This window comes from Shewanella canadensis (genome assembly GCF_003966225.1).
Taxonomy (GTDB): domain Bacteria; phylum Pseudomonadota; class Gammaproteobacteria; order Enterobacterales; family Shewanellaceae; genus Shewanella; species Shewanella canadensis.
Map to the genome: position 1 here is coordinate 320,052 of NZ_RXNU01000001.1, position 12,072 is coordinate 332,123.

At 47.4% G+C, this 12,072-nt stretch carries 9 protein-coding genes; 8 read left to right on the plus strand and 1 reads right to left on the minus strand.

The genetic code is table 11. The features are described from left to right. Nucleotides 1–430 precede the first annotated feature (430 nt). Both EKG38_RS01360 and EKG38_RS01365 read left to right on the plus strand, forming a co-directional pair. Entirely contained in the window at nt 431–1,642 is a 1,212-nt protein-coding gene (locus EKG38_RS01360) for an NnrS family protein (protein ID WP_126517969.1), read from the plus strand. 146 nt (nt 1,643–1,788) lie between these two features. Continuing rightward, a complete protein-coding gene (locus EKG38_RS01365) occupies nt 1,789–3,108 on the plus strand; it encodes an ammonia-forming cytochrome c nitrite reductase subunit c552 (RefSeq protein ID WP_246033068.1) in 1,320 nt (439 codons plus the stop codon). A gap of 192 nt (nt 3,109–3,300) precedes the next feature. Here the strand turns inward: EKG38_RS01365 and EKG38_RS01370 are convergent, their stop codons facing one another. After that, nucleotides 3,301–4,470, minus strand: coding sequence for an MFS transporter (locus tag EKG38_RS01370; RefSeq protein WP_126517973.1), 1,170 nt, complete (start codon nt 4,468–4,470; stop codon nt 3,301–3,303). An 833-nt stretch (nt 4,471–5,303) separates the two neighbouring features. Here EKG38_RS01370 and EKG38_RS01375 point away from each other — a divergent pair. The 6 genes from EKG38_RS01375 (at nt 5,304) to EKG38_RS01400 (ending at nt 12,034) form a co-directional block, all read left to right on the plus strand. Then, nucleotides 5,304–6,062 (plus strand): response regulator transcription factor, encoded by a 759-nt coding sequence (locus tag EKG38_RS01375; protein ID WP_126517975.1) that lies wholly within the window; start codon nt 5,304–5,306, stop codon nt 6,060–6,062. A gap of 3 nt (nt 6,063–6,065) precedes the next feature. Further along, nucleotides 6,066–6,740, plus strand: coding sequence for a response regulator transcription factor (locus EKG38_RS01380; protein ID WP_126517977.1), 675 nt, complete (start codon nt 6,066–6,068; stop codon nt 6,738–6,740). Then, nucleotides 6,730–7,944, plus strand: a complete 1,215-nt coding sequence (locus EKG38_RS01385; protein ID WP_126517979.1) for a sensor histidine kinase — start codon at nt 6,730–6,732, stop codon at nt 7,942–7,944. The genes EKG38_RS01380 and EKG38_RS01385 overlap by 11 nt, the downstream gene beginning before the upstream one ends. Nucleotides 7,945–8,418: 474 nt before the next feature. Next, nucleotides 8,419–9,165 (plus strand): outer membrane protein OmpK, encoded by a 747-nt coding sequence (locus EKG38_RS01390; protein ID WP_126517981.1) that lies wholly within the window; start codon nt 8,419–8,421, stop codon nt 9,163–9,165. A gap of 29 nt (nt 9,166–9,194) precedes the next feature. Next, nucleotides 9,195–10,949 carry a flavocytochrome c gene (locus tag EKG38_RS01395; RefSeq protein ID WP_126517982.1) on the plus strand — a complete coding sequence of 585 codons (1,755 nt, stop codon included), beginning with the start codon at nt 9,195–9,197 and terminating at the stop codon, nt 10,947–10,949. A gap of 77 nt (nt 10,950–11,026) precedes the next feature. Then, nucleotides 11,027–12,034: an FAD:protein FMN transferase gene (locus EKG38_RS01400; RefSeq protein ID WP_126517984.1), complete on the plus strand. Its 1,008-nt coding sequence runs from the start codon at nt 11,027–11,029 to the stop codon at nt 12,032–12,034. The last annotated feature ends 38 nt before the right edge of the window (nt 12,035–12,072 follow it).

A 12,072-nucleotide genomic window follows, 5' to 3' on the forward strand; every position in this document is an offset into this window, starting at 1 on the left:
CATCTGCGCCATAGGGCTGTGATATTCCTGATATCACTCAGGCATTTCCCACGTCCATGTGGGCCAGACGGGAAATGTCTTTGAAGTGTAGGGAGCGCTCAACCCATGGGGGAGCAGTATAAGAGACTCATATCGAGCCAGCCACACAAATCGTGTGACTATTTTAAACTCTGATATCAATTCTGGTTTAAGCTTTGGTTTTAATTCGGGTTTCAAGACATAACTGTCAATAAAGAGGTATTTAAAATCAGCCAGATAGGCTATTTTTAATATGAAGATCACAGAAATAAGATTCCCGGAGCTTATCAATTGTTATGGGGGTTGTGTACCGATAAACTAAGGCAAAATTATAAAGTGACATTTAAGATGCTTGTTTTGTCCTTTGTTTTGCCCCTTTTTTGCACACGATTGAGAGCAGGAGCCTGCCAGCATGTTAAATATTGATGATCCCGCCGAGACCGAGAAGACGCCTGCAATATGGCGATTGGGTTTTCGTCCCTTCTTTCTCGGTGGTGCCTCCATTGCGATGCTCTATATTCCCTTATGGCTGGTGACCTGGTTCCTGCCGCAATATAGCCTGTTTCAGAGTGAGTTTTGGGTGAAGGTCGTGCCATTATGGTGGCATCCCCACGAGATGCTGTTCGGCTTCGCATTAGCTATCGTGTGTGGCTTCCTGCTGACCTCGGTACAGACCTGGACCAATCAACCCGGCATGAAGGGCTGGCCGCTGGCCGTCACCTTCGGTTGCTGGTTGTCTGCCCGCCTGTTACTGCTCGCCCCCTTCGAGATCCCCTTGTGGCTGCCGGCGTTGTTTGATTCTCTGTTCCTCGGATTCACCGCTATTAAGCTGTGGCGCTGCATCTATAAAGTTAAGCAGTGGCACAATATCGGCTTTCCTATCATGCTGGCGGTTGCGTTAGGGATTAACCTTCTCAGCTATTACGCACTCAGCGAGCGTAATTTCACCTTAAGTAATCATATCTGGCAGGCCATGCTATGGTGGTTAGGCCTGCTAATTACCATAGTCGGCGGACGTGTGATCCCCTTCTTTACTGCGATTAAGATTAAACAGACTAAGCCAACGCCAATAGCTGTCATTGAACGTTCTCTTATTGCTTTGATGGCGCTGTTGGTGGTGCAGGCGATTACTAAGATGATGCCTTCGGCGCTTGAGCAGGTATTATTAATTGCCGCTGGAGCACTTCACCTGGCTCGTTGGTTACGCTGGTTTCCCCATAAGACCCTGAAAGAGCCCATGTTGTGGTCTCTGCACTCGGCCTATATATTCTTGCCGATAACTCTGTTTGCGCTGGCCTGGAACGTAAACGACCTCAATGCCTATCGTCACCTGTTGCATCTGTTTGCCATAGGCACGCTTGCCGGGATCTGCCTCTCTATGATCTCCCGCGTGTCGTTGGGGCATACCAGCCGTAATATCTATGAGGGACCTAAGATGGCAATAGCCTTTATCTGTCTGCCAATTGCGGCAATATTCAGGGCTGTGATACCGCTGTTTTTGCCTGAGCAGTCTCAGCTGTGGTTATGGTTGGCAGGGTCTTTCTGGTCGGTGGCTTTCGGAATGTTCGTCTGGAATTATGCGGCAATTCTATGTAGTCCCAGAGCCGATGGACGCCCGGGCTGATGCTCATTAACGGGCTTTTTTTCAGTTGATACTGGCTGACAATTTATCTGTTTTACAACGTTGGATTTTAAATGATCTCTATACAAAAAAATAAAACTAAGGCGCTATCGGTTCTGAGTCTGTGCTTCTCTGTCTTTGCTGTTAGCATGCCTGCATCCGCAGGAGCTGTTGATGCTAAGCTCGATAATGCCATGCAAGAGAAGTTTCCTAATCAGTATAAGAGTTGGCTGGCCACATCGGAGCAGACGGAGCGACAAGATATGTTGGCGAGTTATCCCGCTGCCGTTATTCTGTGGGCGGGTTCCTCTTTTGCTAAAGAGTATCATAGCCCTCGAGGCCATCACTTTGCCGTCGCAGATGTTACTCATACCCTGCGTACCGGAGTGGCGGTGGCAGAAGGGAAGAAAGGCCTGTCAGCCAGCTGCTGGACCTGTAAATCACCGGATGTTCCCCGCTTAATCGGTGAGCTTGGTGTCGAAGGCTTTTCGGCGAATAATTTTACCGATTTAGGTACCGAAATTCAAAGTGTGGTTTACTGCACCGATTGTCATGTTAAAGGCTCTGCCAAGCTGGCATTGCCGCGACCACATGCGCAAGACGCCATGACTAAGGCTCATATACCGTTCGATAAGCAGGATATCAACATGCAGGGGGCACAGGTCTGTGGTCAATGTCATGTGAGCTACTATTTTCAGCCCGAACGCAGTAACAAGGTCAATATTCCCTGGATCTTTGGCAACAATGCCGATGACATCGAGAAGTATTACGATACCAGACGTTTCTATGAGTGGATCCACCCTATCTCTAAGACGCCTATCCTCAAGGCGCGTCACCCTGAGTTTGAACATTGGAGTCGAAGTGAGCATGCCAAGCAGGGCGTAACTTGCATTACCTGTCATATGCCCGCTACCAGCGATGATAAGGGGAATCAATTTACCAGCCATAAAGTCAGTAAGGCGTTAGATCATTACCCTCAAGCTTGTCAGGGGTGCCACGGGGATAAGGCGGCATTAATGCAGACGCTGGAAACGGGTAAACATGAGATAGAAGCTAAGGCCAGAGAGGTAGAAGGATTATTGGTTAAGGCTCATTATGAGGCGCAGGCGGCCTGGGATGCCGGTGCTACCTGGCCTATCATCAATGATGCCCTGATGGCTATCCGTCATTCACAATGGCGTTGGGATTTTGCCATGGCATCCCATGGATTATATGCCCATAACCCAAGTGAGGGGCGTGAGCTGTTGGACACCGCAATAGAGCAAGCCAAATATGCGCGCACGGCGCTGGCGGAGATCTTAAAGATGCTTGAGGTGAAAGAGGTTAATTATCCCGATATCAGCACCAAGGAGAGTGCCCAGAAGGCGGTTGGGATATCGCTCGATACCTTAACTGAACAGAAGAAAGCGTTTCTCAAGGAGGAGGTGGATAAGCACTGGTCTGAAGTGAGCCGTCACGGTTATGAGTAACATTTAACCTATAGTTCTTAGTAAGAACCTATATGGCCGAAGCGGTATTTCGCTTCGGCCAAGTATTTAAGAGTCGTTATCCGCAAACATATTAAATGACACAAACAGCTTCCCGGGGGACTCAGGGAAATGCTTGTGAATCAATAGCACTCTCCTTTATCTGATCACTGCCTATCTCTGATTGATGCCCCATCACTGGGACAGTGGCCACTGCTCGCCGTGTGCCTTCTGCATGCTTTTTATCAACATGTAGATGCAGGTTGTGATGAGACAAGCTCCCAGATAGAAGATGATGCCATCGGGAGAATCAGACAGATTTGCCGCGAACAATGGCCCCACTACCGAACCCACACTATAGCTGAGCAACATTATCTCTGTTGCAGATACAATCTTCTCCACCGGGAGTGCATCACAGGCCAATGTGATTGCTATCGGATATAAAGCAAAACTACAGGCGCCCAGAACAAGATAGCTGGTAGCAATAATCACAAAACTCTGCGCTTCCAGCACGCCAATTATACCTAATGTACCGAATAAGCAGAACTGTGCCATCAACAGGCTCTTGCTGATCCGGCTAGACAGATGGCTGACTAAAGGCTGAACCAGCATTCCGCCTAATATGATGACCGCCATCAGCATACCTGTCTGATCTGTGCTCTGAACCTGGTTGTTGATATACACAGGCATCAGGCCATATATCGGGCCAAGCAGTAATCCTGAAACTAAGCAGCCCAGAATAGCGGGGCGACTGATGCCTTTCAGTTCACTGAGCTTCATCTTCTGGTGCTGCTCGCAGCTCGGCTGACCACGCTTTATCAACAGCGGCGGCAAGATCGCCAGCATCAACAGGCAGATAACAGCGAGATATGGCGCGATACCACTGATACCAACAGGAGCGATAGCCAGCTGCCCTAAGGCGCTGCCACCGTAGAGTGATGTCATATATAAGCCCAAACGCTTAGCTCTCTGCTTGCTGCTATCGGCCATCAGTAACCAGGATTCGATCACCACGAATATTCCGGCAACGGCAAATCCTGCAACGAACCTTGCAATTAACCACACCACCGCATCAGGCATGAGCAGCATGGCGATAATCGTCAGGATCAGTGCGCTAAGAAAGAGGATCAGCGCGATTCTGTGCCCGGTTCTCGAAACCAGATTCTGGATGCTGGTCGCACCTATCAGTATGCCCAGATAGAAAATACTGGCCAGCCAGGGCACCAGAGACTCACTGAGCCCGAATGATGGTAATGATAGTGGGATCAGACTCATTAAAAAACCAGAGGCAACAGCAAAAAATGACAGTCCTGATACCGGAACTAATGTGCTACTTTTTGACTGTTCAACGTTTGTAAAATCCACTTTTAACTCCTTAATGTTTGTCTTTTTAAGTGTTTGGCTTGTATTTGTGTTCGAGCTTGGTTATATCGGTAGTAATTAAATTTTGCGCGAATTTTATTCTGTTTTGTTAAGAAGTAAAGAGGTATTGATAACTGGCAGGTTAATTATTGTTTAACCTTGTCTTTGTTTTATTTATTGCGTTGTTTTTCATTGCTTTACTTTGTTCGGTTTACTTCTTGTTTTAGCTTTTATGTTTTTAAATGTCTCAATTTTAACGTGAAGGATTCGAGTCTTTCTATTTTTTGCTTGAGTCAGTCTTACATTTTAACTTGAATGTTTTTGGTTTTTTGCTCATGTTTGATTGATAAAATAGTGGTTTGAACCTGTCATTTTGTTCTGAGCGGCAAAACTTGATTTGTTGATGAGCGTCTCGACACGGTTTGGCGCAGCCGAATAGGAGCTAATTAGCCGAGGGGCTCATCGCTGGGGGAGGTGTTGGTTATCTCTGGGGTGTTTTTACTTTCAAATAATGATTCGGCAAATGAATGGACCTAATCTTGCCCTGTTTGCAGTCATAACATCGGGTGTTTAAGGCAATGGAGAGATGAGTATAAAGTAAGGCATGTCAAAATTGCGTCAAAATAGGAGGGGATAAATTTAAATTTTGTTTTTCTGTTGTGTAGTTAGAAGATCCTCGTTAAGAGCGTTTATCGGTTGAAGCTATTTGAGTAAGGTTATGGTTACGAGTTTAACAATTTGTAACTCTGATTTTAATTCTGGCTTGTAGCTCAGGTTTGTAATTGGGTTTGAAAGTGACCACAGAAAGTGATGATTGGGTGCGAGATGGTGGGGAAATGGAAAAATTAACACGCTTGTCGGGGCTTGAGACTGGCGAAAGCAGGCCACTGGCTGAAAGCATCCTCAATAGCATAAAGCTTCCTATCGCCGAGCATGGCTTCGGTGGGTTCTGGTTTCAGGGAGTTGCTAATAGCGCCTATCAAGACTATATGCAGAACAGCCGAAAGAGTCTGCTGACACGAAGAGTACTTCGAAGTCGTGGTGGCGTACTTGCTTCATCACCAACAGTTCAGCTGCTACACGAACAATACGTGACACGCGTCGCGCCTACAGATATTAACTTTGCCGAAGCCTTGCGGCTCGAGTCCCCCTATTGCTATGTTCTGTGCGAAAATGGTCTGCCGAATAAAGCTAAAAAACTCTTTAATCGTCATGGGGTGAATACCGTCCTGAGTTGGCCATTGAAACACTTTGCATCGGACGCCTGGAGTGGGCGATTTACCCTGCTATCTAAGCATCCACAGGGTGAATTAAATTTGACCGGTTTAGAGGCCACACTTAAACAAGCTCAGATGAGTCTGTTTGAGCATTTTCATGATGAGATAAACCCCTATCGGCAAAATAACCTATTTAACCAAACGGCAATCAAGGCACTGAGAATGGCGGCAACCGGGCTCCACAACCATGAGATCTCACAGGAGCTTCATATTACTGTTCGCGGTGTGGAATACCATCTCGAGTCCATGAGAAATAAGTTGTCGGCCACTAACAGGGCTAATTTGGTTCATATTGCACATCAACTGGAAATTATATAACGCATGTTAGTTCTCCTTGTCGAAGATAATCGCCTGTTGGCCAAGAATATTATTCATTATCTGGATCTAAACGAGATCGAGTGTGATTATGCTGAGACACTCGCTCAGGCCGAGCAGGCCATATTCGGCCGTACCTTCGATGCGATAATACTCGATCTGAACTTGCCCGATGGCGACGGAATTACCGCATGTAAAAAGTGGAAAGAGCAACGCATTATTTCACCTATCATCATGCTGACGGCGCGGAGCACCCTGCAGGACAGACTGTCGGGGTTTGAGGTTGGTGCCGATGACTATCTGGTTAAGCCTTTTGCCATGGCTGAGTTAGTTGCACGTCTCAGAGTAGTCTCTCAGCGGCGTCCGTCCCCCAAGTTACTCTCAATCGGGGAGCTTGAATTAGATTTTGCCGGGCATCATGCTCACAGGCAGGGACAGTTATTGACATTATCTCGCACGGGATGGCAGATCCTTACTCTATTGGCCCGCAGGAGCCCTGAAATAGTTGAGCGGGAAGAGATTGAGCGATTGCTATGGCCCGATAGTTTGCCCGATAGCGATAGCCTGCGTAGCCACATTCATCTGCTGCGCAAAATTGTCGATAAGCCATTCGAGCAGAAGCTTATCCACACAATTCGAGGGGTAGGCTTATGTTTAAAGGCAGATACAGATGAAGCCTAAGCTCAGTTTAAAGCGTGTCTATCAGGTCTATGGTTTATGTTTTTTGGCAATAACCTTGATCATCAATAGTTTCATCCCACTCTGCATGATGTGTACCGGCATGTTCAGCATGCATGACATTACTATGAGCAATGCGGCCCAAGCGGCAGCGCTCTATACCAGCCCGAGAAATAATACATTTCAAACAGACAATATCACGGTATTTTCCAGTTGGGAGTCGGTGCCGGATCGGGTGAGGGCGATCAACGGAGGCGTTGCTCCCGATAAACCACAAAATGTTAAACACCTGCATACCGACGGCCAGTTTATCGATGCCCTGATGTTGCATCAGGGGCAAGATGGTCAAGAGAGCTATGTGTGGCTGCATTACAACGCGACTCACGATCTCGAATTTGCGCCGAAAAACATGGCAGCCATCTTACTCTTAGTCATCATGACATTTACTGTGAACGCCATTCTGGCTTGGTATCTACAGAGCCGGGTGATTTCGCCGGTGCATGAGATCAGCCGTGCGATAAAGCAACACGACTGGCAGAAGATGCAACAGCTTCGTTTCCCTAAACAGTGCTATGCAGAGCTTCAGTCGATCGTCGATGCCCTGGATAGCTCGATTAAACAGCTCAAGGAGGCCCAGCAGCGTGAACTCTCTTTCCTGCGGTTCGCCAGCCATGAGCTCAGAACACCTATCGCCATATGTCAGTCCTCATTCGATATTCTGACCCTGCAGCAGGGAAAGCTGACGGGACCAACCCTACATGCCAGTCAGGCAACGACTCAGATGAAATCGATCACCGAGACACTGCTTTGGCTGATGAGCTCAGATTGCAGCCCTATGAATTGCAGTATTGTGAAACTGGAATCTCTACTTGAAAGCATCATCTATGATCAGAAGCACGCTCAGGGGAGTGACGTACCGGTCGAACTCAAGTGTGATGAAACCGAGCTGTTTGTGCTCAAGGAGCCGCTGACTATCGTGTTGAACAACTTAGTGCGTAACAGCTTAGAGCATGGCGCTAAAGGTATCTCCATTGAGCAGGCAGGTAATCGAATCGATATCGTCAACCCGCTGTCCCAGCATAACTCCAGCGGTTTTGGTCTGGGCTTGATGTTAGTCGAAAGGTTGGCAAAACAGCTTAATTGGCACTATTCAACAAGTAACGACCATAACTCCTTCAGGGCTACGCTCATCATACGGCCCTCTTAACCCCCTATAAAATACGAAAGAGCAGCCCTGGTTACGACAAATCGTTCGTCGCCAGGGGGTATTGAATGTAGGCGGGAGGCTTAACACATTCCACTGTTTAACTATTACCTGTAATCACTCTATCTAGCCCTCTGTAAAGTAACCTTGTTTAGTGCTGTTAATAATTTTTATAACTTATTAAGGAAGTGGTTATTAATTGGTTTAGATCTGTTTGATTGTGTTTTTATATTATCTTGTTCTGCTCTTGATTATTTTGACATGATTTTCACAAAGCTAGATTAGTGCATTTTTATTTTGACGTAATTTTCACATTAATAATTAGGGAGGGCTCTTTGTTATTTTTGTTTTATATCTGTTTTACTTCTCTAATCCACACACTTTATATGAACTGGAATTATTACAGGAGCTGGCTCACAAAGAATATTTAATATTTCACTATCCTATCTGGGAATCTTGAAATTAAGGAATAATTTAATGAAAAAGCAACTTGTCACAGCATTGGCCGCCTTAGTGATGGCGCCTGCAATGTCTGCAACCTCGGTCGACTTAGGATATAAGGCATACACCTCGGATACTAAGTCTGATAACGGCGGGGCATATGACCAACCTTTTGTTAAATTGACACATTTCAATAAAGCCGACTGGGGCACACTACTGGCTTATGTGAAGCTTGAAAATCCGGGGGAGGTGAAAGATGCTCAACACGGTAAAGATGGCAAGCTGACCGTTAAGTCACTGCTTATCGTCGATAAGCAGATTGCAGATACAAGTTACAACTTTTGGGGGCAGAACTTCCTGGTCTCTAACCGTACAGTAATGGAAGACAACCTATATCTGGGTGTGACCACCAACCGTAAGTATGGCGCTCTCTTTATCAATGCCGGTGTTGGCTTGAACTACTCTGCAGCCCATTTCGATCCAACCGGCGCTAGCTTCGACGGCATCAGTGGTTATGCCGCGGTGATCAACGCCCGTTATCCCTTCTCGGCAATGGGGCTTAAGCACTCCCTGTCTGTCAACTATGAGGGGCAGATAGATCGTGATGAAGACCATATGAATACCTTAGGTTATGACAGTTACGGCCACCAGATCATCACCACCCTAAAGACAAGCATGACCGATTCCTTCTACACCAAGTTGCATCTGACTCACTTCGACAGCTGGGGCTCTGCACCTAATGATGGTATCGAATATGGCGTAGCAGTTGGTTTTACCTTCTAGTACCTGATTGACCTAATAGGAATAACAAAGTGATTAAAAAAACAATTATCGCCAGTGCAATTGTAGCGCTGGTCATGGGCTGCTCAGTTAAAGAGAGCGACCAGTTAACCAAGAGTGAAGGTTCCGCATTCGGTAAGCATGGAGAAATTCAGGTTCAGACCGAAACTAAAAATGGCCAGTTGGTCGATATCAGTATCCTGAAACAGAATGAAAATAAGGTATTGGCGGCGTCGGTATTTACCGAGATGAAAGATGAGATGATTGCCAATAACAGTACCGAGGTCGACGGTATCAGTGGCGCGACGATCACCAGTGGTGCATTTAAGGAGGCGGTCGAGAGCTCTCTTGCCGCAGCGGGCGTTACCTTAGTGGCAGGTTTGGCTAAGAGCAATGATAACTCGAAAGAGCTGCTTGCCAGTGAACAGAACTTCGACGTGGTTATTATAGGTTCAGGCGGTGCAGGTTTCAGCGCCGCTATCACGGCTAAAAATGCCGGTGCTAACGTAGTGATCATCGAGAAGATGCCGACAGTCGGTGGTAACAGCTTGATCACCGGTGGCCAGATGAACGTGCCGGGTAACTGGGTTCAGAAGAAGGTGGGCATCGAAGATAGCATCGATCTGTTTGTTAAAGATACCCTTAAGGGCGGCGACTATCTGGGCGATCCTGAGATGGTGCAGATCCTGGCCGAACAAGCATTGCCAGCCGCAGAGTGGCTAAGGGATTATATCAAGGTCGATTTTTACAACGATCAGCTATTCCAATTTGGTGGCCACAGCGTTAAGCGTGCCCTGATCCCACGTAACCATACCGGCGCCGAGTGGATCAGTAAGTTTATGGCAAAAACTGATGAGCTGCAGATCCCTATTCATACCCGCACGACTGCAACGGCGCTGATTAAAGATCAGAGTGGACGCGTGATCGGTGTTGAAGCCGAGAAGAATGGACAGAAGATCACCTATAACGCCAAGCGTGGTGTGATCATGGCAACTGGCGGTTTCGGTGCTAACGTGGCGATGCGAACTAAGTATGCCCCTGAGCTGGATAATCGTTATGGTACCACTAATGCGCGTGGGATCATGGGCGACGGTATCGTGATGGCCGAGAAGCTTAATGCTAAAACTCATAACATGAAGTCTATTCAGACTTACCCTATCTGTCATATCGATACTGGCGTTATCTCTTTGATCGCCGATTCTCGCTTCTTCGGGGCGATCGTTGTCAACAAGGAAGGCCATCGTTTCGTTGAAGAGCTGGAACGTCGTGATGTGATTAGCCGTGCAATTCTGGCTCAAACCGATCAGCAGGCTTATGTGCTGTGGGGTGGCGAGATTGAAGATATTGCCGGTGTCGTCGGTGTTCATAAAGATGAGTTCGGTGAGCTTAACCGTAAAGGCATGATGTTTAAGGCTGACTCAATCGAAGAGCTGGCTCATAAGTTCGGTGTTGATGAAAAAGCGCTGATGGCACAGGTTGGACGTGTCAATAAGTTCGCTAAAGCGGGTGATGATAAAGAGTTTAATCATCGTGGCGGACTGAAGACTATTATGAAGCCTCCTTTCTATATGCTGGTAGCTAAGCCATCTGTCCATCACACTATGGGTGGCTTGATGACAGATACCCATACCCGTGTATTAGATACCCAAGGTAAGGTGATTGCCGGTCTGTTTGCGGCCGGTGAAGTTACCGGTATGACTCATGGTTCAAACCGCCTGGGTGGTAATGCGATTACAGATATTACCGTGTTTGGCCGTATCGCTGGTAAAGAAGCCGCCGCACAATAATCGGTAGCATCAGCTTAAAGAGAATATGCCGTTCACTTCAGTGAACGGCATTTTTTTCATCAATGATGAGGTTTAGCATGAAACTCCTGACGATGATCTGGTTCTTGTCTCTTTTGCTTATGTCTCAGGCATCGGCGCATATCAATATCGAGCAGATAACCGGTAATACGATGGGGACCACCTACACGGTACAGTTGCGCCTGCAGGATAATCCTGCGACGAAACAGGAGATAAAAGCGTTAGTCGAGCAGGAGTTGGAGAGGGTAAACAGCACGCTGTCGGTTTACCGTGAGGACTCCGAAATATCCGAATTTAACTTAAATGATGCACGAAACCCTATTCCGGTGTCTGAACGCCTTTGGGATGTACTGCAGATATCGAAGAGCGTATCGGCGCAAACCGATGGCGCGCTCGATGTGACCTTAGGGCCCGTGATCGAGTTCTGGGGTTTTGGTGCTAAGCCAAGAGATCTGCAACATAAAGACCGTGGTCAGTTGGAGTTGGCTCGCTCTAAAACTGGCATGGATGGATTTACTCTGGATTCGGGAACCGTGACCAAAGTGATTCGAGGGCTGGAGATCAACCCTTCGGCGGTGGCGAAGGGTTATGGGGTGGATCGCGTCGCCAAGGTGCTCGATGGCGCGGGTGTGAATAATTATCTGGTTGAGGTCGGGGGAGAGGTGCGGACGCGCGGAGTCGGTGTCAGGGGAAGATACTGGAAAGTTGCCGTGACCAGGCCGCAGAAGTTCAGCTTGAAGATACAGCAACTTATCACTCTTAAAGATATGTCGATGGCGACTTCTGGTAGCTATGTGAATTATATCCAGAGCGGTGACAGGCAGTTGAGTCACATCATCGACCCGACAACCGGGATACCGACCGAAAACAGCCTGGTATCGGCGACCGTGCTTCACCGTCAATGCGCCGTAGCCGATGGGTTCGCGACTGCCATGATGATCTTGAATGTGGAACAGTCTATACAGATTGCCAATGAACTCGGATTGGCGGTGATGTTAATTGAACAGACCGACATGGGACTGAAGACCCACTTCAGTGACGCCATATATCCTTTTCTGGTTAAGTGAGACTAGCTAGATCAAAGTACTTGATGCTCAATTTCAGT

Coding starts and splice junctions, on each gene's coding strand:
- EKG38_RS01380 (WP_126517977.1), top strand. CDS start 6,066: ATGTTAGTTCTCCTTGTCGAAGATAATCGCCTGTTGGCCAAGAATATT.
- EKG38_RS01365 (WP_246033068.1), top strand. CDS start 1,789: ATGCCTGCATCCGCAGGAGCTGTTGATGCTAAGCTCGATAATGCCATG.
- EKG38_RS01390 (WP_126517981.1), top strand. CDS start 8,419: ATGAAAAAGCAACTTGTCACAGCATTGGCCGCCTTAGTGATGGCGCCT.
- EKG38_RS01375 (WP_126517975.1), top strand. CDS start 5,304: ATGGAAAAATTAACACGCTTGTCGGGGCTTGAGACTGGCGAAAGCAGG.
- EKG38_RS01360 (WP_126517969.1), top strand. CDS start 431: ATGTTAAATATTGATGATCCCGCCGAGACCGAGAAGACGCCTGCAATA.
- EKG38_RS01400 (WP_126517984.1), top strand. CDS start 11,027: ATGAAACTCCTGACGATGATCTGGTTCTTGTCTCTTTTGCTTATGTCT.
- EKG38_RS01385 (WP_126517979.1), top strand. CDS start 6,730: ATGAAGCCTAAGCTCAGTTTAAAGCGTGTCTATCAGGTCTATGGTTTA.